Annotated in this window: 26 protein-coding genes; 10 read left to right on the top strand and 16 right to left on the bottom strand. The window is 72.1% G+C overall.

The genetic code is table 11. From position 1 onward, the window contains the following. The first annotated feature begins 300 nt into the window (after nt 1–300). Nucleotides 301–768 carry a MarR family winged helix-turn-helix transcriptional regulator gene (locus LZ604_RS29155; protein ID WP_234518739.1) on the top strand — a complete coding sequence of 156 codons (468 nt, stop codon included), beginning with the start codon at nt 301–303 and terminating at the stop codon, nt 766–768. Between the two features lie 172 nt (nt 769–940). Here LZ604_RS29155 and LZ604_RS29150 read toward each other — a convergent pair whose 3' ends face one another. From LZ604_RS29150 to LZ604_RS29125, 6 genes are all read right to left on the bottom strand, one after another. Continuing rightward, nucleotides 941–2,701 (bottom strand): PP2C family protein-serine/threonine phosphatase, encoded by a 1,761-nt coding sequence (locus tag LZ604_RS29150; protein ID WP_234518738.1) that lies wholly within the window; start codon nt 2,699–2,701, stop codon nt 941–943. Beyond that, a complete protein-coding gene (locus LZ604_RS29145; protein WP_234518737.1) occupies nt 2,698–3,768 on the bottom strand; it encodes an ATP-binding SpoIIE family protein phosphatase in 1,071 nt (356 codons plus the stop codon). Before LZ604_RS29145 ends, LZ604_RS29150 begins: the two co-directional genes overlap by 4 nt. Continuing rightward, entirely contained in the window at nt 3,765–4,160 is a 396-nt protein-coding gene (locus tag LZ604_RS29140) for an anti-sigma regulatory factor (RefSeq protein ID WP_234518782.1), read from the bottom strand. The genes LZ604_RS29145 and LZ604_RS29140 overlap by 4 nt, the downstream gene beginning before the upstream one ends. Nucleotides 4,161–4,207: 47 nt before the next feature. Then, complete coding sequence (locus LZ604_RS29135) at nt 4,208–4,579, bottom strand: STAS domain-containing protein (RefSeq protein ID WP_234518781.1); 372 nt, start codon at nt 4,577–4,579, stop codon at nt 4,208–4,210. Between the two features lie 44 nt (nt 4,580–4,623). Next, nucleotides 4,624–5,520: an STAS domain-containing protein gene (locus LZ604_RS29130; protein WP_234518736.1), complete on the bottom strand. Its 897-nt coding sequence runs from the start codon at nt 5,518–5,520 to the stop codon at nt 4,624–4,626. A gap of 215 nt (nt 5,521–5,735) precedes the next feature. Next, entirely contained in the window at nt 5,736–6,902 is a 1,167-nt protein-coding gene (locus LZ604_RS29125) for a PP2C family protein-serine/threonine phosphatase (RefSeq protein ID WP_234518735.1), read from the bottom strand. Between the two features lie 189 nt (nt 6,903–7,091). Here LZ604_RS29125 and LZ604_RS29120 point away from each other — a divergent pair, with 189 nt between their 5' ends. After that, nucleotides 7,092–7,526 (top strand): MarR family winged helix-turn-helix transcriptional regulator, encoded by a 435-nt coding sequence (locus LZ604_RS29120; protein WP_234518734.1) that lies wholly within the window; start codon nt 7,092–7,094, stop codon nt 7,524–7,526. Nucleotides 7,527–7,819: 293 nt separating this feature from the next. Here the strand turns inward: LZ604_RS29120 and LZ604_RS29115 are convergent, their stop codons facing one another. Further along, nucleotides 7,820–8,197: an anti-sigma factor antagonist gene (locus LZ604_RS29115; protein ID WP_372482221.1), complete on the bottom strand. Its 378-nt coding sequence runs from the start codon at nt 8,195–8,197 to the stop codon at nt 7,820–7,822. A 271-nt stretch (nt 8,198–8,468) separates the two neighbouring features. Then, nucleotides 8,469–9,632: a hypothetical protein gene (locus tag LZ604_RS29110; RefSeq protein ID WP_234518733.1), complete on the bottom strand. Its 1,164-nt coding sequence runs from the start codon at nt 9,630–9,632 to the stop codon at nt 8,469–8,471. A 278-nt stretch (nt 9,633–9,910) separates the two neighbouring features. Here LZ604_RS29110 and LZ604_RS29105 point away from each other — a divergent pair, with 278 nt between their 5' ends. The 3 genes from LZ604_RS29105 to LZ604_RS29095 all read left to right on the top strand — a co-directional run bounded on the left by LZ604_RS29105 (nt 9,911) and on the right by LZ604_RS29095 (nt 12,167). Beyond that, complete coding sequence (locus LZ604_RS29105) at nt 9,911–11,260, top strand: transaminase (RefSeq protein WP_234518732.1); 1,350 nt, start codon at nt 9,911–9,913, stop codon at nt 11,258–11,260. A 43-nt stretch (nt 11,261–11,303) separates the two neighbouring features. Then, on the top strand, nt 11,304–11,744 hold the full coding sequence (locus tag LZ604_RS29100; RefSeq protein ID WP_234518731.1) for an Lrp/AsnC family transcriptional regulator: 441 nt from the start codon (nt 11,304–11,306) through the stop codon (nt 11,742–11,744). Nucleotides 11,745–11,894: 150 nt separating this feature from the next. Continuing rightward, nucleotides 11,895–12,167, top strand: coding sequence for a DUF5133 domain-containing protein (locus LZ604_RS29095; protein ID WP_234518779.1), 273 nt, complete (start codon nt 11,895–11,897; stop codon nt 12,165–12,167). 123 nt (nt 12,168–12,290) lie between these two features. On the opposite strand, the gene LZ604_RS29090 is transcribed toward LZ604_RS29095, so the two are convergent. From LZ604_RS29090 to LZ604_RS29075, 4 genes are all read right to left on the bottom strand, one after another. Beyond that, nucleotides 12,291–12,497: a hypothetical protein gene (locus tag LZ604_RS29090; protein WP_234518730.1), complete on the bottom strand. Its 207-nt coding sequence runs from the start codon at nt 12,495–12,497 to the stop codon at nt 12,291–12,293. Nucleotides 12,498–12,700: 203 nt separating this feature from the next. After that, entirely contained in the window at nt 12,701–14,203 is a 1,503-nt protein-coding gene (locus LZ604_RS29085) for a multicopper oxidase family protein (RefSeq protein WP_234518729.1), read from the bottom strand. 213 nt (nt 14,204–14,416) lie between these two features. Beyond that, nucleotides 14,417–15,220 (bottom strand): N-formylglutamate amidohydrolase, encoded by an 804-nt coding sequence (locus tag LZ604_RS29080; protein ID WP_234518728.1) that lies wholly within the window; start codon nt 15,218–15,220, stop codon nt 14,417–14,419. A 195-nt stretch (nt 15,221–15,415) separates the two neighbouring features. Further along, nucleotides 15,416–16,273: a fructosamine kinase family protein gene (locus tag LZ604_RS29075; RefSeq protein ID WP_234518727.1), complete on the bottom strand. Its 858-nt coding sequence runs from the start codon at nt 16,271–16,273 to the stop codon at nt 15,416–15,418. On the opposite strand from LZ604_RS29075, the gene LZ604_RS29070 reads away from it, so the two are divergent. From LZ604_RS29070 to LZ604_RS29060, 3 genes are all read left to right on the top strand, one after another. Beyond that, on the top strand, nt 16,218–17,183 hold the full coding sequence (locus LZ604_RS29070; RefSeq protein ID WP_234518726.1) for a polysaccharide pyruvyl transferase family protein: 966 nt from the start codon (nt 16,218–16,220) through the stop codon (nt 17,181–17,183). The two genes, LZ604_RS29075 and LZ604_RS29070, sit on opposite strands and share 56 nt — an antisense overlap. Before the next feature lie 410 nt (nt 17,184–17,593). Then, nucleotides 17,594–18,436: a glycosyltransferase gene (locus LZ604_RS29065; protein WP_372482220.1), complete on the top strand. Its 843-nt coding sequence runs from the start codon at nt 17,594–17,596 to the stop codon at nt 18,434–18,436. Between the two features lie 50 nt (nt 18,437–18,486). Then, nucleotides 18,487–19,482: a glycosyltransferase family 2 protein gene (locus LZ604_RS29060; RefSeq protein ID WP_234518724.1), complete on the top strand. Its 996-nt coding sequence runs from the start codon at nt 18,487–18,489 to the stop codon at nt 19,480–19,482. Between the two features lie 137 nt (nt 19,483–19,619). Here the strand turns inward: LZ604_RS29060 and LZ604_RS29055 are convergent, their stop codons facing one another. From LZ604_RS29055 to LZ604_RS29040, 4 genes are all read right to left on the bottom strand, one after another. Then, nucleotides 19,620–19,814 carry a DUF2795 domain-containing protein gene (locus tag LZ604_RS29055; protein ID WP_234518723.1) on the bottom strand — a complete coding sequence of 65 codons (195 nt, stop codon included), beginning with the start codon at nt 19,812–19,814 and terminating at the stop codon, nt 19,620–19,622. 106 nt (nt 19,815–19,920) lie between these two features. Beyond that, nucleotides 19,921–20,484, bottom strand: coding sequence for a hemerythrin domain-containing protein (locus tag LZ604_RS29050; protein ID WP_234518722.1), 564 nt, complete (start codon nt 20,482–20,484; stop codon nt 19,921–19,923). A 153-nt stretch (nt 20,485–20,637) separates the two neighbouring features. Beyond that, complete coding sequence (locus LZ604_RS29045; RefSeq protein WP_234518721.1) at nt 20,638–21,654, bottom strand: cytochrome d ubiquinol oxidase subunit II; 1,017 nt, start codon at nt 21,652–21,654, stop codon at nt 20,638–20,640. Nucleotides 21,655–21,750: 96 nt separating this feature from the next. Then, entirely contained in the window at nt 21,751–23,169 is a 1,419-nt protein-coding gene (locus LZ604_RS29040) for a cytochrome ubiquinol oxidase subunit I (RefSeq protein ID WP_234518720.1), read from the bottom strand. 266 nt (nt 23,170–23,435) lie between these two features. On the opposite strand from LZ604_RS29040, the gene LZ604_RS29035 reads away from it, so the two are divergent. Beyond that, nucleotides 23,436–23,969 (top strand): hypothetical protein, encoded by a 534-nt coding sequence (locus LZ604_RS29035; RefSeq protein WP_234518718.1) that lies wholly within the window; start codon nt 23,436–23,438, stop codon nt 23,967–23,969. 21 nt (nt 23,970–23,990) lie between these two features. Continuing rightward, a complete protein-coding gene (locus LZ604_RS29030; protein ID WP_234518717.1) occupies nt 23,991–24,137 on the top strand; it encodes a hypothetical protein in 147 nt (48 codons plus the stop codon). The last annotated feature ends 318 nt before the right edge of the window (nt 24,138–24,455 follow it).

Genomic DNA, 24,455 nt, shown 5'->3' with positions numbered 1-24,455 from the left:
GGTTGCCGTGGTGCATACCGCTGTCGCCCGGCCCCCCTTAACACGGTTGCCAGAACGCCGAAAGCTACTCATCCGGGTTCAGGGATCGGCCGCCCAGAGGGCGGGACGCGCCCGGTGCGGGTCCGCCATGCAGTGATCTTGTGAAGATGGCAGTCCGACGGCGTACTCGGGGGTGCTCTGGGTACAGGCGCCGATCGGACCGACGATGTCGGCTGGACCGAAGGACGATCCGTTCGTGCGCACTGCTGCGGGGCGCACGGCGCGACAGGCAAGAGAAGCGCGGTGGGAGATGACCGTGAGGTGACGGAGGCAGAAGAGGCAGCAGGGGCTTCTCGGGCACTGGCCCGACAGGTCGCGGACGCGGTGGAGAGCCTCGTGGCGCTGTGGACCGGAGCGGCCGAAGCGGTCACTCCACGGCTTTCCAGCCATCAGCTGAAGGCACTCACCGCCGTCCGGCGGAGTGCGGAGCTGAACCTCACGGCGCTCGCGGAGACGCTGGGTATCGCGCTGCCCGCGGCCAGCAGGCTCTGCGACCGGCTGGAGGCCGCCGGGCTGCTGGAGCGGGTGATCCATCCCCGCAACCGGCGCCAGCTCGAGTTGCGGGTCACCCCCCGGGGGCGGAGGGCGCTCGCGGAGATCGCCGAACGCCGGTCGGCGAGACTGGCCGGTGTGCTGGCCGCGATGACACCCGCCCAGCGGGAAGCGCTGGGACACGGACTGCACGCCTTCCGCGCGGCCCGTGCGGTGCAGCCGGACGGGGAGACGTAGCGGCCGGGCAGACATGGCGGCCGGGCGGCTGCGCGGCCCCCTCCGGGCGGGCGGAGGCGGCGCGGGCGCGCGGTCCGTTCGGGTCGTCGGGACGGTGCCGGCGCGTTCACGGTCGTCGGGATGGTGCCTGGCGCGTTCACGGTCGTCGGGACGGTGCCCGGCGCCCTCATCGTCAACGGAACGGCGCCCCGGCCGCCGGAGCGGTCTGCTCGCTGTCGAAATGGCACAGCAGCAGGCACACGTCGTCGTCGCCCTCCGAGTCACGCAGCATCGGATCGAGGATCCGGTCGGCGGCGCGCTCCAGATCGCCGTCCAGGTCCGGCAGGCCCAGTGGGGACAGGGCCTCGGTGAGCCGCTCGATGCCCGGGTCGATGCCCTGGGCCCGCCGTTCCACCAGGCCGTCGGTGTACAGGGCGAGGGTCGATCCGGTCGGCAGCGAGACGGTGTGGTCCGCGATGTCCTGCCGCAGTGGAATGCCCAGCATGGCCCCCGGCTTGTCGTCGAGGGTGTGGACCCGGCCGTCGGGCGTGCGCAGCACCGGGGGCGGATGTCCGGCCGCCGCCCAGGTCAGTTCCGGTTCGCCGGGGCGGAACCGGGCGATGACCGCCGTGGCGTACAGATCCGGCTGCAGATGGTGCAGGAACAGGTGGAGCCGGGTGAGAAGCTGGCCCGGGGTGCCGCCGTCGACGGCGTAGGCCCGCAGTGCGGTGCGCAGCTGGCTCATCATGACCGCCGCGTGCAGCCCGTGACCGGTGACGTCGCCGACGACCGCGATCAGACTCCCGTCGGGCTGGCGGAAGGCGTCGTACCAGTCTCCGCCGATGTTGAGGCCGTGGGTCGCCGGAAGGTACCGGGCGGCCAGCCGGAGCCCCGGCGTGGCGGGCAGGTCGGTGAGCAGGGCCCGTTGCAGCGTCTCGGCGATGTCCCGGTTGTGTTCGAAGCGCTGGGCGTTGTCGATCGCGATGCCCGCCCGGCGGGCCAGCTCGATCAGCATCACGGCGTCGTCCGGATTCCACCGGTCGCCCGGCGGTGTGAGGATGAGTACGCCCAGGGGTGTCCGCCTGGCCGACAGGGGAACGCACAGCAGGGGCCGGGTGGGGTGCAGGGCGGAGGGCGGCCGGTCGTCCACGCCGGGCAGGCCGCCGGGGTGGGTTGCCGCGTACTGCGGACGTCCGGTGCGGGCGGCGACGACGGCGGCGGCGGGACGGGGCGCGTGCCCCCGCTCCTCCTCCTCTTCGTCGCCGAGCAGCCACACGTCGACACTCCGCGCGTACGTCGGGATCAGCAGCTCGGGCAGCAGCCGCACGATCTCCCCGTGATTGAGGGACGCCGTGAGTGCCGCGCTGGCGTCGGCGAGGAAGGTGAGTCTCCGGCGGGCCTCCTCCGCCTCGGTGCGGGCGGCCCGCTCGGCGGCGAACAGTTCCTGCTGGGCCCGCCCCGCGGCGTCCAGCTCCGCGTGCAGGGCGAGGACGCCCTGGTTCGTCTGGTGCAGCTCCTCACGGTGGAAGGCGACCAGCGCCTCCTGTTCCGCCAGCGTGTCGAGCACGCGCGCCGTGTCGTCGTCGGCGCCGAACAGGGCTTCGGCGAGGGCCGTCGTACGGGCGGGGACCACGGCCGTGCCGGCCCGGCCCTCCCGCTCCGTCGCCGGGGCCGAGGCCTGCCACGTCAGGTCGGCGTCGGAGCGGTCGTCCGGGTCGGGGTGGAGCGTGATCCACAGCCGGGGCCGGTCCTGCGACGGGGACGGGGCAGTGGTCGTGAGGGTCAGCCGCCAGGCCCCTCCCTTGGTGAGGCACTGCCGCAGCTGTGCGGTGAGCGCGGTGACCAGGCGGGTGCGGTCCAGGACGGGAACCCCGTGCTCGGCCGCGAGCCGCGCGGTGGCGATCCGGGCCCGGGCGGCGTCGACGACGGTGGTGATGTGCCAGGTGTGGGTCATGATTCACGATTCGGCGTTATGGGGGACAGCACGGCCACGGTGGTGTCGTCACGGACCGGCCGGGCCGAGCTGCTGGAGTCGCGCAGGATCAGAGCTGCCGTCACCCCGGGATCCAGGACCGCGGCGGGCACGTCCGGGCGCAGCGACCAGCGGCTGGGCAGCCCGTCGCTGTGCAGGACGAGGAGGCAGCCGGGGTTCCAGGGCAGTGTCTGGTGGGGGATGTGCGCGGGGCGGTGGGCGCCGACTATGCCGGGATGGGACACCAGCGGCTGCCAGTCGTCGCCGGAGCGGAGCCGGGCGCCGACATTGCCGATGCCGGAGAACTCCAGGCGCTGCGCGGCGAGGTCGAGCTGGGCGACCGCGACGGCGGCGCCCCGGGTCTCGCGCAGCGCGGTGTGCAGCGTGCCGAGCAGCTCCGGCGGCGTCAGATGAGGGCTCAGCCGCAGTTGCCGTACGGCGGCGTCGGAGGCCTCGGCCGCGCGCGGGCCGTGCCCGAGGCCGTCGGCGAGGAGCAGCGTGAGGCGCTCTCCGGAGCGTACGCAGGCCCAGGCGTCACCGGAATGACCCTCGACCAGAGGGATGTTGACTCCTCCGGCGCGCACCGGTGCCCCGGCGGGCCGGTCCCGCGGTCCGCGGCGCCGGCCGGACGAGGGACGTATCCGGGCCAGGGCCACGGTGCCCCGCCCGGGCGTGCTGTGCAGGTCGAAGTCGTCCGCCACACGCCGGCACGTGCCGAGCCCGGCACCCAGCGACGCCGTGGTCGAGAAGCCGTCCTGCAGCGCGGCCGAGAGGTCCCGGATTCCGGGGCCGTGATCGATCGTGACGATCTGCAGAGCGGACCGCTCGCGGGCCGCCTCGGCACCGGCCGGCGCGTCCACCGTCTCGAGCAGTATCTGGCCGCCGCCCGCGTGTTTGAGCAGGTTGGTGGCGAGTTCGGTGGCGACGAGCACGGCGGCTGCCGCCCGCTCCTCGCCGAACCCGGCGTGATCGCAGGCCTGCTCCACCGCCACCCGGACGTCCCGGACCCGGGTCGCGTCGTGCACGGGTACGTCCCAGATTCGGCTCATCGCGCCTCCTTGCGCGGGCGCGGCGCTCCGGCCGCCCAGCAGACGACGGTGACGCAGGTGCCATGTCCGGGCCGGGTGTCGATCGAGAACTCGTGGACCAGCCGCCGGGCTCCGCCGAGCCCCAGGCCCAGCCCGCCGCCCGAGGTGTAGCCGTCGGTGAGTGCCCGCTCGACGTCGGCGATTCCCGGCCCCGCGTCGGTGAAGGTCAGCCGCAGGCCACGGGCCCGGCCGTTGTCCAGGACGACGGACTCGACCTGTCCGCCTCCGCCGTGGACGAGTGTGTTGCGGGCGAGCTCGCTGGCCGCGGTGATCAGTTTGGTCTGTTCCACCAGGCCGAAACCGATTTCGGCAGCCGCCTGCCGCACATGCTGTCGTACCCACGCCAGATCCATGTCCGAGCGGATGGGCAGGCATGCGGCGAGTCGGCCCGATGTCTCCGTCACGCGTTCTCCCGGCGTCCTGGAACGTGGGACAGGTAACCGGACGCCCGGGTCAGCATCCGCAGGGCCTCGTCGGCGTCCAGCGCGGTGCGAAGACCCGGGAGGGTGAGCCCGAGTTCCACCAGGGTTATGGCGACCGCCGGGCGCATGCCCGCCACGACGGTCTCCGCGGCGAGCAGGCGTGTGCTCGCGGCGATCTCGGCGAACACGCGGCCCAGGAAGGAGTCGACGATCTCGACTCCGGAGACGTCGATGACGACTCCGCGCGCCGAGCGGTCGGTAATGGCCGCCGCGATGTCCTGCTGGAGCTGTTCGGCCGCCTTGTCGTGCAGTTCGCCCTGGAGTGTGACGAGCAGGACGTCACCGAGCATGAGTACGGGGACATGGGTGCCGTCCGGGATCCCGGGACCGCCGGTCACCGCGGGCCCCCGCCGGTGGCCGCCCGGTCGACGATCACGGCGCCCAGCTGGTGGAGGGCGTAGGCGAGGGCGTCGGCGAGGCTCGCGCGGGTGACGACGGAACCCAGGTCGATGCCCAGGTGCACGATGGTCTGGGCGATCGCCGGCCGGATACCGGACACGATGCACTCGGCCCCCATGAGGCGGGCGGCGGCGACCGTCTTCATCAGATGCTGGGCCACGAGGGAGTCGACGGTCGGCACGCCGGTGATGTCGAGGATCGCGTACCGCGCCTGCTGGGTGACGACGGCCTCCAGCAGGCTCTCCATCACGACCTGGCTGCGGGCGCTGTCCAGGGTGCCGATCAGCGGGACGGCGACGATGCCGGTCCAGAGCTTGATCACGGGGATGGCCACTTCGAGCAGTTGCAGGCGCTGTCGCTCGATGATGTCCTCGCCCGCGCTGAGGGCCGTCTCCATGACGACCAGGCGCAGCGTGCCGAGCAGGACGGCGAGGGTCACCTGGTGCGCTCCGGTGCCCTCCCCGTCCGCCTCGGCCAGATCGGCGGTCAGCAGCTCGCTGATGGAGGGGTGCAGCGCCGCCACCTCGTCGGCGATACGGGCGGGGGTGGCTCCCGCCCGCGCGCGGGAGGCGGCCATGCGGGCGAGCTGTTCGCGCACCCCGGCGAAGCCGGGGGCCTGGACGTCTTCGATGCGACCGGTGGCGGCCACCACGGCGAGTGCCTCCACCAGGGCGCCGGCGGCTTCCACCGTCTCGTCGCGGGAGACCGTGAACACCGTCCGGAACAGCGTCTCGTCGGCCCAGCGCTGGGAGATCTGTTCCCGGCGGCGTTGCAGGAAGTCCCCGACGACGCGCGCTGACGCTCCACGGTTCGTTGCCGACTCCTCCGTCACGTCCCTGTCTCCTTCGTACGTTTGCTCCCCCGGCTGCCAGGGAGCCACCTCGGAGAGCGCGGTTCATTGTCGCGCGACAACTGTAATCATGGGAGATCGCACCCGACACCCGCGGCCTCCCGGAAGATCGTCCAACGAATGGGGGACCCGGCCGACTGCCGTCCGTATCCGGGGCGGCGGGCGCACCGGGGCGGGAAGCCGACGCGGGCGGGAGCCTAGGAGTCCTGCTGACGCCCGAACCAGTCCAGGCACACCACGAGCGCGTCGTCCTCCGGAGCGGGCCCGCCCCGGTGGCCCGACAGCTCCCTGAGGACCGCACGGGGCACGTCGGCGGCCGGGAGCAGCCGCGTCGCCGCGATCGCCTTGGCCAGCGCCTGCTCGCCGTAGGTCTCGCCGCCCGGCGCGGCGACGCTGTAGACGCCGTCGCTGACGAAGACGAGCCGGTCGCCCGGCGCGACGGAGAACTCCTGTGCGACGTAGTCGGTCTCCTCGAACATGCCGAGGGGCAGCTGGGCCTCGAAGTCGACCCGTTCCACGGTCCGCCCGCGCAGCCGCAGCATCTGCGGGGAACCGGCGTCCACGACCTTCACCCGGCCGGTGGACAGCTCGAAGTCGAGCAGGAGCACCGACAGATAGGAGGCACCGCGGTACTGGGCGTAGACGGCCTGGTCGGCGAGGACTGCCTGGTCCTCGATGGGGACTCCGGCACGCCGGGCGTTGCGCAGCGCGTTGATGCCGAGGTTGGTCAGCAGGGAGGCCTCGATGCCCTGGCCCATGCCGTTGGTGATGTACAGCATCAGCCGGTCGGGCCCGGCGGACCAGTCGAAGTTGTCGCCGAAGATCCCGTAGGCGGGCTCCAGCTGGGCGCCGAGCGCGTACTCCGGCCGGGCGCACGACCGGCCGGGAAGCAGCTGCCACTGCATCTCGGCCGCGAGTGTCAGCCGGTCCCGGCGTCGGGCCCGGGTGTACAGGTCCGTGTCCCGTTCGGCCACGATGATCTCGTGGCCGAGGACCTCCGCGATGTCGACGAGTTCGGCAAGGGCTCCGGCAGCCGTCTCGGAGGGCAGGGTGATGGTCAGCACACCGAGCCGGTCACCGCGTACCGTCACGGGCAGATGAGCCCGGGTCAGGTCGCCGGTCTCCTCCATGACGGGGTCCTGCGCGCCGAAGGCCCGGCCGGCCGTGGAGCCGTGCATCGCCACGGGTTCGCAGGTGTCGGGCTGAGCGGAGACCGGCTGCAGGAAGGAGAGTCCGTAGTCGGCCATCAGAAGTTCGACGGACTGCGCCGCGTACTGGCCCTGCAGCACTTCCCGGAGCGCCTCCATCAGCCGGTGGGGGGCCGCGTTCCGGAGCGCCCTCTCGGCTGCGACGAAGCTGTTCACGATGTCGGATACGCCATTCTTCCACTAGTACGATTCCGGACCCACGCCCTGGACGGCTGTGTGGCCGTGCTCGTATCTATCGTTATGCGTGAGCTGTCGCCCTGGCAGGCCGACAGGATTCGAGAAGCCTGGGAGAATGCGAAGGTGATTTCCTCCGGCCCGCGTCCCGAGCCCAGCGAGGTGGCGCGTGTGACCTCTGAGGCGGCGGAGCTGCTGGAAGTCCTGTGGGGGCGCGCCTCGACGGCCCCCGTCTCGGCCTCCCAGCTGCGGGTGCTCTTCATGCTGGAGCACCACGAGGGCATCAATCTGCGCACGCTCGCCGACGCGCTGGGATCGACCCCGCCCTCGACCAGCCGGCTCTGTGACCGCCTGCAGGCCGTCGGGTACGTCGAGCGCGCGGCCAGTTCGACGAGCCGGCGCGAGCTGCGCCTGTATCTGAGTCGTCGGGGCAGGTCCTTCCTGGCCGAGCTGCGCGAACGGCGTGAGTGGGCGCTGGAGTCCGTCCTCGCCCAGATGCCGGCGGCCAAGCGGACGGCGCTCCTGCAGGGCCTGGAGGCCTTCTGCGCCGCTGCGGCGGCGCAGCTCCACGAGGAGGACGACGGAACCGGTGCGCGGACGGCCTGAGCCGCGGGCGGGCAGACGCGCCCCGCGGATGCACCGGGCGCTTGCCGCGGTCGGCCGGCGCGCGCAGCCGGCTCCGCCCACCGCAACATCCCAGTCCCCTCCGTACTTTTGATGGCCTCACTTTGTTGCCTGATGGCTACAGTTGTCAAACGGCAAGTATTGTGCCTGACAAGGGGACTGCGGGGGTGTACGCCCACGCAGGGACGCCCCCCAGCCAGGAGGCCCAGCGCCCGAGCCCGGCCCGGGACGGGTCCGGCCCGGGCCGGGTCCGCGCCCGGCCGTCGACGTCTCCGTTACGGACGGCTCAGCGCGTCGCAGGTCCCGTCGAGCGCCTCGTCCGCGTTCCGATAGGACGGCACCGTCAGGCTCACCCCCGTCAGATCGAGGATCCGCTGGACGGCCGGGGCCGGATCGATGACGCCGACCGAGCCGCCGACCTGCCGGGTCTCCTTGTAGGCCTTGAGAATGATGTTGATGCCGGACGAGTCCATGAACGGCACCGACGAGAGGTCGAGCAGCAGATGGCGACGCCCGTGGTGCAACTGGTTGGCGAGGTGATGATGCAACTCCGTCGCCGTGTCGACGTCCAGGAAACCCTTCACGATGACCAGCGCCACGTCCTCCCGGGGCATCGTCACTTCGATCGACAGGGGGGTCTGCTCAGCCGACACAATGTCCTCCCATACGTACGGCGTGCGGGGCTCGCCTACCCCGGGGCGGACCGCGGATGCACCGCGGGACACGCTCCGGAAGTGATCAACCTCTCGCCGCCGGAGCGGGGCCCCGACGGCGAGTCGGGCCGCGAGTACCCCTCAAACGCATTTCCACACCGACGGATTGAGGACGCGCGCCATGCGTACGGGACGGGGTGTGGCGCACGGGGACGGACGGGCCCCGCGGCGGCTGCCGACGGACCGACGGACCGACGGACCGGCGCACCGGCTACTGCCGGCTCCGCCCGTCTCCGTCGGCCGATCCCGTGGCGCGCGAATCCTCGGCGCCCGGCGGGCGGAGCCCCTTGGCGCCGTCCCGGACGCGCTCCAGCGACTTCGCCAGGGTGCGCAGGGAGAAACCTTCCCGCTTGTGCGGCGCCTGCCGCGGTGAGGGCAGCATCCCACCCGAGTCGCGGTAGGCCGCCAGCGCCTCGTGGGCCAGCTCGGCAGCCTCCCGGTACAGATCGCGCGACTTCGTCATGGCGTCCAGGGCCTCGGCGTAGGCGGCGAGCTGACGGCGCGCGTCGGCCAGCTCCTCCTCCAGGGTCGTCAGGTGCCATTGGGCGCGCAGTTCGGACAGCGCTTCCCCGGCGCCCTCGGGCAGTGGCCTGGGCTCCTGGGCGTAGCGGCACACGGTCTCGATGAGCTCCACCGGTTCGGAACCGTCCAGGAACACGGTGCGGACGGCGAAGTCGTCATCGCCGACACCGGGGGCGGCCGGTGCCGAGGGCAGCACCACGGCACCTCCGCGCGGTACCCGCGCGCCCAGGTCGTAGAGCGCCCAGTTGACCACCTGGAACTGCTCCGGCGCGGCCCGGTGCTCCACGATCCGGTGGCGCAGGCCCGGCGGCAGCAGCGGCGCGAGGGGACGCAGCCCGCGCTCGCCGGGGGTCATCGCCTCGTGGACGATCACGTGGATGCCCCATGAGCGACGCGCGCAGTCCCTCAGCAGGCGCCGCAGTGCACGGTCCTCCGCGGGCAGCGGGTTGATCCCACGGAAGCGCAGGCTCCCGACCACATCGTGGTCCCACGGCGTGTCGGCGTCCTCGGGCCAGAAGACGGTGGCGGGCGAAGGCCAGTGCGGTTCCCAGGGCCGGTCCGCCTCCGCCAGGAGCACCCACTCCTGTGTGCCGTCCTTCTCATGGGGTGCCTCGACGTTCAGGCGGGCCCGCACGACGACGTCGCCGCCCACGAGCCAGCGGGCCTCGAAGGCGCGGTGGGGCACATCGCCCCGGGAGCCCTCGAACTCGAGGTGGTCCTGGATGACCCCGTCGCTCTTCAGCTCCCGCAGCCGGTGCCGGACGGCGTCCTCGGCGCCCGGGCCGAGGTGGCGCCCGCGCGCCGGCCAGACGGTGTCGGGAGCCGTGACAGGGGCGGTGGGGGACTTTGCCATGAGGTCACTCTGTGTGGAATCGGGACGGATGCGCTACCCGGTGTGGTCGCGCACGTCGCGGGTCGTGGACGGGGGTGGCGGTGGTCATGATCGCTTCTTCCCACCGTATGCCCCGGTGACCGGCGTCGGCGCACCGCATCGCCGCATCGATTCACCTTCAGTCCGTGACGCACGAATCGGTCGCCTCCACAGCGGATTCGGCGGCATCGTCTTGATATTACGCTCGATTCGGTCGTACAGTCCCAGTCATCATGTGTTGCCGGACCTAGGGGTACGCCATGGACCGCGCCCGTCTGCATCAGCTCCTCGCCCGTGAGAGCGCCGAGGCCGAGCGGCGGAACCCGCGTTCGCGGGCCGCCTACGAACGCGCCGAGCATCTCTTCGGCCGGGTCCCGATGACCTGGATGAACAAGACCGCGGGCGCTTTCCCCCGCTATCTCGCCACCGCACGCGGCGCCCGGGTCACGGACATCGACGGACACGACTACATCGACTTCTGCCTCGGCGACACGGGCGCGATGGCCGGTCACTCCCCGGACGCGGTCGCCAGGGCCGTGCACCGGCGGTTCGCGGACCTGGGTGGTGCGACGGCGATGCTGCCCACGGAGGACGCCGAGTGGGTCGGCGCGGAACTCACCCGGCGCTTCGGGCTCACCCGGTGGAGTTTCTCGCTGACCGCGACCGACGCCAACCGGTGGGCGATCCGGCTCGCGCGGGCGGTGACGGGCCGCCCGAAGATCCTCGTGAACAGCTACAGCTATCACGGCAGTGTCGACGAGTCGCTGATCGTGGTGGGACCGGACGGGCGTGGCACGGCCCGCCCCGGCAACGTCGGGGCGCCCTGCGACGTCACCCTGACCAGCCGGGTCGCCGAGTTCAACGACCTGGACCAGCTCGAGGGCGAACTCGCCCACGGTGACGTGGCCGCCGTCCTCATGGAGCCTGCCCTCACCAACATCGGCATCGTGCTCCCCGAGCCCGGATACCTCGCGGGCGTAAGGGAGTTGACCCGGCGGACCGGCACCCTGCTGATCAACGACGAGACACACACCTTCTCGGCCGGCCCCGGTGGCTGCACCGCCGCCTGGAGCCTCGAACCGGACCTGCTCACCATCGGCAAGGCGATCGGCGGCGGCATCCCGGCCGGTGCCTACGGGCTGTCCGCCGAGCTGGCGGAGCGCCTGCTGGGCCGTGAGGACCTGGACCTCGTCGACATGGGCGGTGTCGGAGGCACCCTAGCGGGCAACGCGCTCTCGATGGCCGCGACCCGGGCCACCCTGGAACACGTCCTCACGGACGAGGCGTTCGCCGGAATGGCGAAGCTGTCCCGGCGTTTCGAGGCCGGCGTACGGTCGTGCATCGAACGCCGGGAGCTGCCGTGGTCGGTCAGCCGGCTCGGCGCCCGCACCGAATACCGCTTCGCGAACCCGGCGCCGCGCACGGGCACCGAGTCGGCGGCCGCCTCCGACACCGAGCTGGAGGACTACCTCCACCTCTTCCTGGCCAACCGGGGCGTGTTGCTCACGCCGTTCCACAACATGGCGCTGATGTGCCCGGCGACCACAGAGGAGGATGTCGACACCCACACCGAGGTGTTCGACGCCGCCCTGTCCGAACTGGCCGGCTGACCGGCATCGGTAGGCTGGGCGTCGACCGCCGGGAAGGAAGAGCGTGGACGAGATCGACCGGGCCATTCTGCGTGAGCTGCAGACAGACGGCCGTATCGCGTACGCCGACCTCGGTCCGCGCGTCGGTCTCTCCCCCTCGGCGGCCCGCCAGCGTCTGCAACGGCTCCTCGACACCAAGGCCGTCCAGGTCGTCGGGGTCACCGATCCCATGCGGATGGGCGGCCAGGCGATGGCCCTGCTCGGCGTCACGGTGGACGGCGATCCGCGGGCCGTGGCCGACGAGCTGGCCGCGCACCCGGAAGTGGTCTACTCGGTCCTGACGTCGGGCGGATTCGATCTGTTCGTGGAAGTCGTCTGCGCCGGGCCGCGCGAACTGCTCGACTTCGTGGGCGACGTGGTCCGGGTGACCGAGGGCGTCGAGCGCGTGCAGGCCTTCCCCTACTTCGGCATCCACACCCATCGGTTTCTCTGGAACGTGGGATAGGAACCTTTCGGCAGGGGGCCCTCCGGCTCACTCCCTCTCGCGTCTCCGGGCGTAGAGATCGTGCCAAGAAAGCGTCCACGTGGGAGGAGTTGTGCATGGTCCGTGCCTGACTGGGCACACGGCTCGAAAATCGAGAGAGAGGGCCTCGCTGTGCTCGTTCCGGATCCGAAGGTGGTCAGAGGACTGCTGACCCGGTACGCGTCCTTGCGGATCGCACTCGCCGAGAGGGAGACGCCCGAAGGGGCACGAGAACTGGAGGACGTCAGCTACACGCTGTGCGTCATGACGGGGACCCGCACCGTGGACGAGGCCGTGCAGGCCGCGGACGCACTGCTCGTCGCGGGTGCAGGGAAGGAAACCGTGCAGCAGGCGGAAACCGTGCAGCAGACGGAGGGGGAGAGCGGTCTGCCGGTGCCCGTCTGACCCGCGTCGTCGCCGCGGGCTCCGCGCCTCGCCCGCGCGTCGGCCCAGGGGCTCGGACGGTCCAGAAAGTCACCGCGCCGGAACGCTCGTGTCTCCGGCGCGGTGACTTTCGGACCGGGATCACTAAGGCAGCAGCTTGTCGAACGCCGCTCGCCCCTCGGAGGCGAGCTTGCGCTCCGCCCATGCGAGGGTGCTGGGGGTGATGTCCCTGCCCGAGGCGAGGACCAGATCCTCCGCCGTGGTCTCCGCCGGAACGTCGTGCAGCAGTTCGTCCGGCGTGGCCCGGTCATCGGATGGACGACGTGACGCGTCAGGCTGTGACGTCGACATGGTGTCTCCTATGCGAGTCGGTCCGCAGTGGTGGCACCCGTGCTCTTCGGAAGGCGGGACGCCACCTCTTCCCTCACCTTTCATCGAGATGTCGCCGCGCGCATCCCGAGAGGCGCAGAACAAGCCACGACGGGCCCTGCCTCCGGCTTTTGAGCACGAGGAGCTACGGTCCATTCACACGAGGTGACCGCGACCCCGGGCGGTCAGCCGCGGCGCGACTCCTGGGAGGCCTTGACTGCGGGGCGGGGCCGGACGATGTCGAGCACGGACATCATGCCCGCGTCCTCGTGATTCAGAATGTGACAGTGCAGAACGGTCCTGCCGGTGAAGTCGCGGAAGTGGATGCGCAGGACGACGACGCCGCGCGCGGGCACGTTCACGGTGTCGTACCAGCCGTGGGAGGGCGGATGGGCCTTCCCGTTGGTGCTCATCAGCTGCATGTCGTTGGTGGGGACGTGGAAGCTGTGGGCCTCGTCGGTGTCGTTGCGGACCGTCCACTCCTCGACCGTGCCCAGAGCGGAGGTGAAGTCGGTCCGGTGGGGGTCGTAAGCCTTGCCGTTGACGAAGAACTTCGTCCCCGCCTTGTTCTCCGTGTAGATCATGGTCTTGCGGGCCGCGATCGCGGCGTGGGTCAGGTCCTCGTGCGGGGCGAAGTCGGTCGGCAGGGTGGCCCGCGCCACGGGCATGCCACTGGTGACGACGGTCGCGAGATCGGCCCGGGGGAACTTGTTCCCGGCCTTGCCGCTGTTGTAGGGGAGGGTCTCCAGCCGTGTGGTGCCGGGACCGCCGCCCTGGACGAGCACGTCGAAGCGCGCCCCCGCCGGGATCAGCAGCGTGTCCCCGGCGTAGACCTTGCGCACCGGGATGCCGTCCTGGGCGATCACATGGAAGCGGGTGCCCGGGAGGTGGAGCCGGTAGTAGATGTTGGCGCCGATGTTGGCCAGCCGCCACAGCTGTGTCTCGCCCGGCCGGATGGTGATCACCGGATTCTGCTGGCCGTTGACGGTGCGCTGGGTGGGTGCCCCGATGCTCAGGGGACGGGTCTTGATCGAGTCGCCCTGGACCTGGAAGTCCTTGAGCGCGATCGTGTGCTCTGTGATGCCGTGCAGCGATGGCGGCAGGTACTGCTGGAGGCTGTCGACGATGAGGATGCCCGACTCTCCACCGGCGACCTGCGCGGCGGAGCGCATGGCGGCGTGTGAGTGGTACCAGTAGGTGCCGATCGGGTGGTTGCGCGGGAGCTGGTACGAGTAGTGGTACGACTGCTTGTGCTTGATGGCGACGAAGATGTCGTCCGCGGGGGGACGCGGTGAGATGTGCAGCCCGTGGGTGTGCAGATCGGTGTCCTCGTCGATGTTGTTGGTCAACGTGAGGTCGATACGGTCGCCGGGCCGTACGCGCAGGGTGGGCGGCATGTAGGCGCCGTTGTAGGTGGTGGCGTACAGCCGGCGGTTGCCGACCTGCACCTTGCGCCGTTCCACGACGATGCCGGCCTTCAGCACGCCGTCGTGGCTGACCAGTTCCGGAGGATCCTGCAGCCGTGGGCCCAGGCCCGCGGCCGCGGGGCCGTCCTGCGCCGCGGGCTCGTGCGGTCCGTCGACCGGCGCCGTCGGGGACCCGCCGGTGCAGCCGGCCAGCCAAGCCGAGGCGAGGGCCAGGCCGAGCACCGACCGGATCAGCGGAGAACGAGTAGTCGGCCCGAACACATCTCTCCCCAGACAAGCCGTGCGGCCGCGCGACGGACGCCCGGCCCGAGGGTGATGACGGTACGTTGATGGCCCGTCAGCCGGAGCGTAGGCAAGAGCACGACTCCCATCGCGCCGCCGACGCGCGGACGGTGGCGGCATCCACTCGACAGCACTACGGCGAGACCGGGGCGGTGAGGCCGAAGAGAGGCGCACGGAGCCCTGGGCGGACCCTCACGCCTTGCAGGACACGGCGTCGACCAGGGTGGCCAGCGCCGCCGCGAGGCGGATGAGCCCCGGGCCGGCGGCTCCGCCCGGCTCCGCCATATAAGTGTCGCGGCGGATCTCCACCATCAGCGCGGACACCTGCGGCCGCGTGCCGTGGAACTCCAGCGGTACGTACGCGCCCGCGAACGGGCTGTCGATGCCCGTCCCCCCGAACTCCGCGAACGCGCCCTGGGCCAGGGCGACCAGCCCGGGCGGCGTGTGGAAGGAGTCTGTGCCCAGGCAGACGGGTGGGCGGGGGCCCTGGCCGTGCAGCTCGTAGGGCAGACGTGCGGTGGGATAGGAGTGCACGTCGAGGACGACGGCACGCCCCGTGGCGGCCAGCCGCTCCGCAACCGCCGCCGTCATCGCCCGGGCGTACGGGTGGAAATAGCCACTGAGCAGCGGCTCGGGATCGGTTCCGGCCGCTCGCAGGGGCCGGCGGTGTGTGGTGCGTGTGTAGACGGCCCCCATCCCCACGGCCAGCATCTCCTCCCGCTCGTCCGGGAACCGTTCCGGGTCGACCACCAGCCGCGACAGCCGGTTGACGAACCGCCAGGGCGTGACCGTGGAGGCTTCTGCGGCAAGGGACGCGAGTTCCGCGGTGTGTGCGTCCGTGATGTGGTCCAGTTCGCGGGCCAGTTCCGGGTCGTCGAGCAGGATGTCCGCACGCACGGCGGGCGGTATCCGGCGTGCGGAGTGCGGCACATGCAGGATCACGGGCGAGTCGTCGGCACCGGGCAACAGCTCGAAGGGTGCGGCGGCGTGGGACATGGGACTCCTTCGGCACGGGGACCGGGCGACCGTACAGGCGGTGGACGAGGCGGCGTACGCGCGGTGGGGCAGGCGGCCGTACTCGTGGCGGGGCAGGTGGCCGTACACGGGTGGGGCAGGCCGCCCAAGGGTTCGTCAGCCTGCACCCTGCCCCGGGACCGCCGAGTGAGCGGGCGGATCACGGCCGTGGTCGGGTCACCGGCCGAGCGCCGCCCGTGCCGCCGCGAGTGCCTGCTCGCCGTAGCCGCGGCCGAAGAGCACCGAGTGGACCAGCAGCGGGAACAGCTGGTGCAACGGGACGCGATCCGCCCAGCCGTCGGCCAGCGGCGCCGCCTCCTGGTAGCCCTCCAGGACCCGGCCGAGATGGGGGCACCCGAAGAGATGGAGCATCGCCAGGTCGGTCTCCCGGTGACCGCCGTGCGCCGCCGGGTCGATGAGCCAGACCTGCTCGTCGGCGCCCCACAGCACATTGCCGTTCCACAGGTCGCCGTGCAGCCGGGCGGGCGGCTCGGCGGGACCGGCCAGTTCGGGCAGCCGTTCGCAGACCTCTTCGAACACGCCCGCCTCGGCGGGGCGCAGTGTGCCGTTGTCGACGGCACCCCGTAGGTAGGGCAGCACCCGGTGCTCCGCGTACCAGTGCGGCCAGTCGGTGCCGGGAACGTTCCGCAGGGGCGCCAGACCGATGAACGCGTCCTCGGGGCCGCCGGGCGGCGGCGCGCCGAACGCGGGCGCCCCGGCGGCGTGCAGTGCGGCGAGGCCGCGGCCGAAGCGGAGCGCCACGCGGGCGTTCGGCCGGCCGGGCGGAACACGGTCGGTCACCAGCCGGTGCCGGTCGTGGCCGTGCACGGAGGGGACACGGACCGCACCCGCGTCCGCGAGCCAGCGCAGCCCCGCCGCCTCGGCCCGCAGCGCGTCCGGGTCGTTGTAGGGCGCCGCTGCCCCGGCCCGGAGACGAAAAGGGGAGTGGGCGCCGACGGGCGGGGAACTCGTCAGCGTTGTGTGCGCGAGGGTTCTGCTGACCGGGTGGTTCAGCTTCCTGGAAGGTGAGGCCACCGCGGGGGACGTACTGGCCCTGCGGCGGGTCGAGGAGGTGCTGCGTCGCGAGGGCATCGACTACGACGTGGCCTGGAGCGCGGGTTTCCGGCCCTCGGCACTGCACCTGGACGAGGTGCGGCCGCCCGCGTACACGCACCTGGTCTTCGTCTGCGGTCCGTTGCACGGACCCCGGGTGGAGGAGCTGCACCAGCGGTTCGCGCACTGTGTGCGTATCGCCGTCGGGACCTCGGTCCTCGACCCCGAGGACCCGGCGGTCAGCGGATTCCACCAGGTGCTGGCGAGGGACGCGCCGGCCGCCGAGCCGGGGCCCGACCTCGCCGCCCACGCACCCGTCGAACCGGCGACGCCCGTCGTCGGGGTGATCCTCACATACGGGCAGCAGGAGTACGGGGCGAGGCGACGGCACGCTGAGGCGGCCGAGGAACTCACGGGGTGGCTGAAGGAGAAGGACTGCGCCTGCCTCGAGTTGGAGACCCGACTCGACAGCAGTGACTGGCGGCTGTGCGCCACTCCCGGCCAGGTGCAGTCCGTGCTGGCGCGAATGGACCTCGTGGTCACCGATCGGCTGCACGGGCTGGTGCTGGCGCTGCGCGGCGGGGTGCCCGCGCTGGCCGTGGACCCCGTGTCCGGCGGCGCGAAACTCACCGCCCAGGCCGAGGCCTGCGGCTGGCCCGCACTGGTGCCCGTCGACCGTCTCAGCACCCGGCGGCTCGACCACTGGTGGCACTGGTGCCTGACCTCCGGCCGGGTGGCGGCCCGGCAGGTACGCCGCGAATTCCTGGAGGATCCGGAGTCGGACAGCGCCGCCGGTCTGGTCGCGGCACTGTCCGAGCGGCCGGAGACCGCCGGGACCCGAGGAGGGCAGGTGGACCGGGGGACGACGCCTTCTCCGGGAGGCGGCCGCTGAGGCGGGGCCGCGACGCCCGACGCACGTGGAGTGTGGGCGCGCTCCGTGAACGCCCCCTGTGGCGCGGGCGCAGCCCCCGTCGGAGCATGAAAGGGACCCGCTGGGGCACTCGGCGTCCTCCCGGGAGCCCGGCCGGGCGCGGGCGCACAGGAGCCGGCGCCGTGTGCAGGCATCCTCATCGGCGGAAGGAAGAGCGCGCTCATGACGCCGACGACGTTCTCCGCGCTGTGCGGGGCACGGCCGCACCGGGGCCGTGCCCCGACGACGCCCGAACCCCGGGCTGCCGCCGGTACAGGGCCGGCCGGTGGTCCCGTATGACACGCTGTCCCCTCCCGCAGGAGCCCATGCCAGGGCCCGCCGGCTGCGCTCCTCCCGCACCCGATGGGCGGTCGTGCCGGGTCACCGTCGCGATGATCACCCGCAATCGCCTCCGGAGCGTGCTGCGCACCCTGGACCGGCTGGCCGCGCTGCCCGAGCGGCCGCCTGTCATCGTCGTGGACAACGGCTCCACCGAGGCGACCGTAGCCGCGGTGCGGGCCCACCCGCTCGGCGCACGTGTCCTGACCCCCGGGCGGAACCTGGGAGCGGTCGGCCGCAATCTCGCGGTGCGGCACGCCGCCACCCCGTACGTCGCGTTCAGTGACGACGACTCCTGGTGGGCTCCCGGTGCCCTGGAGACCGCCGCGGACCTGTTCGACGCACACCCGAGGCTGGGCCTGCTGGCGGCGCGCACCCTGGTCGGCCCGGACGGTGCCGAGGACCCGCTGAACTCCGTACTCGCGAACTCGCCGCTGCCGACCGCCGCTGACCTGCCCGGCCGCTCCGTACTGGGGTTCCTCGCCTGCGCGGCGGTGGTCCGCCGCGGGGCGTTCCTCGACGCCGGCGGCTATCACCGCGTGCTGTTCTTCGCCGGCGAGGAGACACTGCTCGCCTACGACCTGGCGGCCCGGGGCTGGGGGGTCGTGCATGTGCCCTCGGTTACGGCCCATCACCACCCCGAGCCGGGCGGGCGGCCCGGCCGCTCGGCGGTCCAGTGGCGCAACGCGGTGCTCACCGCGTGGCTGCGGCGGCCCGTCGCGGTCGCCCTGCGCCACACCGTCGACCTGGCCGCGGCGGCGGCCCGCGGCGAGCGCGGCGCCGGGGCGGCCCTGCGCGGCACGCTCGCCCGGCTACCCGCCGCCCTCAAGGAGCGGGAACCGCTGCCCGAACGCATCGAGCACGCGGCTCGCCTCCTGGACCGGGCCGCGCCATGACTGACGACGACAACCGACGACACCGACGAGCAAGGACGAGTGGAGGGCACATGAACCACGAGGCCCCCCAGCGACGCGCCAAGCCCGCCCGCGACGACGGCGCACGCCCCGGGCGCGCGCGGGAGACCCGGGCCGGTCCCGGCGACGGCCGCGCGGACCCCCGTACCACCGTCGTCGTGATCACCCGTGACCGCTGCCCCGAACTGCTGCGGACCCTGCGCATCCTGCGGGAGCTCCCGGAGCGCCCCGACGTGATCGTGACGGACAACGGGTCGGGCGACGGCACCCCGGAGGCCGTCACCCGGCAGTTCCCCGAGGTACGGCTGCTACGGCCCGGGCGCAACCTGGGCGCCGTCGGCCGCAATCTCGCGGTGCGGTGCGCGCGGACGCCCTATGTGGCGTTCTGCGATGACGACACCTGGTGGGAGCCCGGCTCGTTGTGGCGAGCGGCGGACCTCCTGGACGCCCATCCGGGCCTCGCCGCCGTGACGGCTCGTATCGTGGTCGAGCCGTCGGGGGAGGAGGACCCCGTCGTCGCGGAACTGAGTGACTCGCCCCTCACCGGTCCCGACTGGCTGCCCGGCCCCGCCCTCGGCTCGTTCCTCGCCGCCGCCACGGTGATGCGCGCCAGCGCCTTCCGGTCCGTCGGCGGCTTCCATCCGGGGCTGTGGCTGGGTGGAGAGGAGGAACTCCTCGCGACGGACCTCCTCCGCCGGGGCCACTGGCTGAGCTACGTACCCGAACTGACGATCCACCACGCGGCGTCACCGGTCCGGGACAGCACCGAACGACGCGTCCTCGGCCTGCGCAACACGCTCTGGTTCACATGGTTGCGCCGCCCCTGGCCATCGGCAGCGCGCCGCACCTGGCACCTGGCGCGTACCGTGCCCCGCGACGGGGCGTCGGTGCGGGCGTTCGGACGGGCGCTTGCGGGACTTCCCTGGGTGCTCCGGCAGCGCGATCCCGTACCGGCCGAGCTCGAGGCCCGGTTGGTGGCCCTGGAGCGGGCCCGGCGCCACTCCCCGGCTCGCAGGTACGTCGGCTGAAAGAGCGTCGGTGCCCCGCCCGCACGGCGGACGGGGCACCGGGGCCCTCGACAGCACGGCGGACGGGGCACCGAGGCCCTCAACAGCGCGGCGGCCGGGGAAGCGAGTCCCCGGCCGCCGTCTTCCCCGTCTTCGGGTCACTCGTTCTCGAATACGGCCTTGCTCACCTCGGCCGGATTCTGGAACTTCTTCTTGCCCAGGTGGGAGATGCGCTCGGTGATCTCCTTGGGCGCATGGTTCTTCTGGGCGACCTTCTCGAGTTGCCGAGTGTCGGCCGGGTACTCCGCGCCCGACAGTGCTTTCTGCAGATCGGTGGGGCTGACACCCGCCATGGCTCCTCCAGGGCGGTGAGACGGTTCGTATTCCGGTTGAGCCGGCGCCGACAAGAGCGCCGGCTCAAGCGAGTACCCGTGCCTCGCCGGGACGATGCGGAAAGAGTCAGTCGTTCTTTCCCCGGCCGGTGAGCGCGTCGCGGACCCGGTCGACGAGCCCCGCTCCGGGGGCGAGCAGCTTGTTCGCCGGCGGTGTGTCGGGCGCGGCCGGGTGCGGACGGGTCGGAGCCGTCTTCTTGGCCCTCCGCACCTTCTCGCCCAGATCGTTCAGCGCCTCGGCGGAAGCCACCTTCTGCAGCTTGGGGAAGAGGTTCTCCTCCTCGTCGGTCACATGCGCGCGGATCTCACTCATGAGCATGCCGATCAGCCGGTCGAACTCGGGATCGTCGGCCTCGTGGCTCTCCAGATCCTTCATGATCCGCTCGGCCTTGGAGTGGTCCTCGATCTCCTTGTCGGCGATGGCGTCCCCGTCGGGCAGGTACTCGCGCACCGCCGGGTAAAGGTAGGCCTCCTCGGCCACCGAGTGGCGCACGAGCTCCATGGTGACCTGGTCCGCGTGGATCTTGCGGTTCTTGTCCCCGGGCGGCAGTGCCTCGATACGGCCGAAGAGCTCCTCCACCTCCCGGTGGTCCGTCACCAGCTCGTTGACGACGTTTCCTCCGTGTCCCACGTTCCGCACCTCCGCTGCGATACGAACGGCCCTGCAACCGGGCCGACCCAGCACGCCGGGTGCCCCGGTCGGTGGCCGACTAACGGGTCGTCCCGTCAAGGCGCTCGTACGGCCGATGCGCGAGGCCGGGGACCGGCGGTGCCCCAGCCGGTCTCAGGAGCCGCGCCGGTCCTCCTCGGGGGCGGGGCGGCGCTGGAACAGGGAGTACAGCCACAGCAGGGACGGGACGAGCAGCACCGCGCCGACCGCCAGGACGCCGAGGCTCGTGCCGAGCACCGAGGGTTCGGAGGCGCTGGCGCCGATGGTGACCGACGGGGGCAGCATGGCCGGGTACTGGGCGACCCCCCAGCTCCAGAGGATGGCTGCGACGGCGGCCGCCGCCGTGACCCGCACGAACGTCATCTCGGCGCGCAGCAGCAGCACCAGACTAACCGCGCCCAGCACGGCGGACACCAGGACCACGGGCAGCGCCCGGTGCGTGAGACCGTGGAACAACTGCGGGGCGTCCGCGTGCAGAATCGCGATGCCGGCCAGGGCCACGACCCCGGTCACCACTCCGGTGGCCAGGGCCCGGTGCCGGAAGTAGGCCGCCAGATGAGCCTCGCCGGACCGGGCGGCGTCCCCGCTGAGATACACGGCCGCCAGATAGGCGCAGGTGAGGACCGCCAGCACACCGCCGAGCGCGGAGGTGGGATTGAGCCAGCCGGTGATCAGGTTCCCCTTCGCCAGGCCCGGCGGGACGCGCCCGGAGGCCACCGCTCCGGCGACCGAGCCGAGGAAGTAGGGCGTGACGACCGACGAGAGGGCGAAGCAGCCGCCGAACAGCCGCTGCTGCCACACCTCCGTGCTGACCTTGCGGAAGGCGAACGCGGCGCCGCGCGCGATGATCCCGAGGGCGGTCAGGGTCAGCGGGATGTACAGGGTGGACATCACGGCCGCGAACACGGGGGAGAAGCCCGTCCACAGCAGGACCACGACGAAGATCAGCCACACGTGGTTGGCTTCCCAGACCGGGCCGATGCTGTGCTCGATGAGCCGGCGGGGCGCCCTGCCGCGCTCGCTGCCTCCGGCGAGAAGGTCCCACAGGCCCGCCCCGAAGTCGGCGCCCCCGAAGAGGGCGTAGCAGGTCACACCGATCCACATGACGGCCAGCGTCGTGTCGGCGAGCATCAGCGTCCCCCTGTCTCGGTGGTGCGGGCCGATCCGGTGGTGCCGGTGGTGGGGCGGACGGATCCGGTGGGGCGGACGGGCCCGGTGGGGGAGTGGTCAGACAACGGGGTACTCCTCCACATCGCTCTCCTGGGGCGCGACGGGGACGGGCCGGTCCCGCGTCAGCCGGCGGAGCACGTACACCGTGCCGACGGTCATCAGCGCATAGACGGCGACGACCAGCCACAGGCCGGTCGCCAGTCCCGGAGCGACGTTCACGGCGTCGCGAACGCGCAGCAGGCCCCACACCACCCACGGCTGACGCCCCTCCTCGGTGACCGTCCAGCCGCACTCGAGGGCCACGACCGCCGCGGGGCCGGTGAGGGCGCCGAGCGCCAGGAAGACCCGCAGTGGACGGCCCGTGCCCTCCAGCCACGGGCCGGGGCGGCGCCTGTGGCGCAGCGCGAGCACGAGCAGCCACACGCCGACCGTGAGCAGGAACATGCCGCAGCCGACCATCAGGTCGAAGGCGAGGTGAACCCCTGTGACGGGAGGCCGGTCACCGGGCGGCACCCGTTCGAGCCCCTGGATCACCGTGTCCGGGCTGAATCCGACCAGCAGGGACAGCCCGTTGGGAATCTCCAGCCCGTACCGCAGGCCGTTCTTGCCGGCGATGCCGCCCAGGGTCAGCGGGACATGGCTTCCGGTGCGGTAGACCCCTTCCATCGCGGCGAGTTTCACCGGCTGGTAGTGGGCGACGAAGCGGGCGGCCCAGTCCCCGACGACCAGCTGGGCGGGGGTGACGATCGCGCCCAGGGCCAGGGGAACGGTGAAGCCCAGGCGGTGGTAGCGGTCCCGGCGGCCACGCAGCAGCGCGACCGCGTACACGCTGCAGGTCAGGAAGCACGCCACCATCAGCGCCGCCAGGATCATGTGCGTGGTCTGCGGCGGTGTCGCCGGGTTGAACATGGCCGCCCACGGATCCACGTGGACGACCCTGCCGCCGCGCACGGTGAAGCCCCGGGGCTGGTTCATCCAGGCGTTCGCCGAGACGACGAAGAAGGCCGACGCCACTCCGGCGACGACGATCGGCACGCCCGTGAGCAGGTGCAGGCGATGAGGCAGCCGGTCCCACGCGTACAGGTAGATGCCCAGGAAGATCGCCTCGATGAAGAAGGCGATGCCTTCCAGGGCGAACGGCAGCCCGATCACCTGACCGTAGATGCCCATCAGACCCGGCCACAGCAGACCCAGCTCGAAACTGAGGATCGTGCCCGACACCGCGCCGACGGCGAAGAGCACTCCCATGGCCCGGGCCCACCGGCGCGCCAGCAGCCGGCACGAGGGGTCCTGGGTGTGCCCGCCCCACCACTCCATGATCAAGGTCAGCAGGGGAAGTCCGACACCGAGGCAGGCCAGCACGATGTGCCAGGCGAGGGAGAAACCCATCTGGGCCCGAGCGGCGTCCAGGTCGCCCGGGCTGGCGCCGCCGGCGGTGGCGGTCAGTGCTCGCGGCAGCACGGTGACCGGTTCCATCGGACACTTCCTCTCTCACCCGGTGCCACCGACCGACGGCAGCCCTGACACGGTTGCCCTTCTCGCGGTCCGAAGCGCGGCGCGCCGCGCGTGACCTGTCGGTTTTCCCCGCAAACGGAGCATCACCGGAGGCAGCCGGGCCGCCGTACCTCCGCGGGGGCGGCGAGGGAAGGAGCCCGGACGGGCGGGTGGGCGCAGGTGGCGCGGGTACTCGACGGGTCCCGCGTCCACCCGCGGACACGCCGCGGAGAAAGGGATGAGGCGCGATGAGCGACGCACGGACCGACGGCGCGGCCGCCCCCCGGGCCCGCCGGACCCGGACCGACCTGCTGGGCATCTACCTCAACGACCACCTGGCCGGCTCCACCGTCGGGACCCGCCGTGCCGCGTACCTGGCCAGGTCGTTGCGCGGCTCGCCGTTCGGAGCGTCGCTGCAGCCGATCGCGGACGAGATCGCGGAGGACCGCGAGGCCCTGCTCGAGAGCATGAGGAGACTCGGCGTCCCGGCGCGCCGCTACAAGGTCTGGACGGCAGCCACGGTCGAGCTGGCGGGGCGCCTGAAGCCCAACGGCCGTCTCGTCGGCCGCTCCCCGCTCACCTCATTGGCCGAACTGGAGCTGCTCCGGCTGGGAGTCGAGGGGAAGGCAGCCGGATGGCGGACGCTGCGCCGGGTCGCGGAGAGTGACGGACGCCTCGACCCGGCGCAGCTCGACGACCTCGTCGCACGGGCCGAAAGGCAGCTGAGCACGCTGGAGCACCTGCGTATGCGGCAGTCGCAGGAGACGTTCCTGGCCACCTGACACGCCCCGGAGGAGACACGGATGAGCGAGAGCACACCCTCCCAGGCGGAGGGCGAGCGGTTCCCCGACGAGATGGGCGACGCCGACCAGCCGCCACGCACCGAGGGAGAGGACGACGAGGCCGAGGAGGAGGATGTCGGCCCCACGACGGACGACGCCCGGGGGTGAGGAGTACCACGGGGGCACACGTAAGGACATGCCGCGGTGAGTGCTCCCGGGAGAACCGGCCCAAGAGGGACACCACCGACGACGTGGTCCTGAAGCCGGCGGACGAACAGCGAGGGCGGCAAACCGGTGCTGCCGCAGTACCTGTGTGAGGCACCCAAGCCGCCGATCCAGGAGGAACAGGAGGAACCGGAGGGCTGAGCCACGGCGGTCGGCCGGCCCCTGTGAGCAAGTGCACAAGCAGCGGCAAGTCCCCGACGGCGTCGGGGACTTGCCGCTGTCCGGACGTCCTGGCCGAGAGCACTCGGTGGACGACTCGGC

It is taken from the genome of Streptomyces glomeratus, assembly GCF_021462825.1.
In the GTDB taxonomy this organism is placed as follows: domain Bacteria; phylum Actinomycetota; class Actinomycetes; order Streptomycetales; family Streptomycetaceae; genus Streptomyces; species Streptomyces glomeratus.
This window is presented reverse-complemented; position numbering and strand designations above follow the sequence as displayed.

Bases quoted from the DNA above. Each gene is read 5' to 3' on its own strand.
- LZ604_RS29135 (WP_234518781.1), bottom strand. From the start codon at position 4,579: ATGCTCGGTGACGTCCTGCTCGTCACACTCCAGGGCGAACTGCACGAC.
- LZ604_RS29145 (WP_234518737.1), bottom strand. From the start codon at position 3,768: ATGAGCCGAATCTGGGACGTACCCGTGCACGACGCGACCCGGGTCCGG.
- LZ604_RS29045 (WP_234518721.1), bottom strand. From the start codon at position 21,654: ATGCTCGCCGACACGACGCTGGCCGTCATGTGGATCGGTGTGACCTGC.
- LZ604_RS29110 (WP_234518733.1), bottom strand. From the start codon at position 9,632: ATGGCAAAGTCCCCCACCGCCCCTGTCACGGCTCCCGACACCGTCTGG.
- LZ604_RS29040 (WP_234518720.1), bottom strand. From the start codon at position 23,169: ATGGAACCGGTCACCGTGCTGCCGCGAGCACTGACCGCCACCGCCGGC.
- LZ604_RS29060 (WP_234518724.1), top strand. From the start codon at position 18,487: ATGAACCACGAGGCCCCCCAGCGACGCGCCAAGCCCGCCCGCGACGAC.
- LZ604_RS29105 (WP_234518732.1), top strand. From the start codon at position 9,911: ATGGACCGCGCCCGTCTGCATCAGCTCCTCGCCCGTGAGAGCGCCGAG.
- LZ604_RS29140 (WP_234518782.1), bottom strand. From the start codon at position 4,160: ATGGATCTGGCGTGGGTACGACAGCATGTGCGGCAGGCGGCTGCCGAA.
- LZ604_RS29080 (WP_234518728.1), bottom strand. From the start codon at position 15,220: ATGTCCCACGCCGCCGCACCCTTCGAGCTGTTGCCCGGTGCCGACGAC.
- LZ604_RS29055 (WP_234518723.1), bottom strand. From the start codon at position 19,814: ATGGCGGGTGTCAGCCCCACCGATCTGCAGAAAGCACTGTCGGGCGCG.
- LZ604_RS29090 (WP_234518730.1), bottom strand. From the start codon at position 12,497: ATGTCGACGTCACAGCCTGACGCGTCACGTCGTCCATCCGATGACCGG.
- LZ604_RS29030 (WP_234518717.1), top strand. From the start codon at position 23,991: ATGAGCGAGAGCACACCCTCCCAGGCGGAGGGCGAGCGGTTCCCCGAC.
- LZ604_RS29035 (WP_234518718.1), top strand. From the start codon at position 23,436: ATGAGCGACGCACGGACCGACGGCGCGGCCGCCCCCCGGGCCCGCCGG.
- LZ604_RS29065 (WP_372482220.1), top strand. From the start codon at position 17,594: ATGATCACCCGCAATCGCCTCCGGAGCGTGCTGCGCACCCTGGACCGG.
- LZ604_RS29150 (WP_234518738.1), bottom strand. From the start codon at position 2,701: ATGACCCACACCTGGCACATCACCACCGTCGTCGACGCCGCCCGGGCC.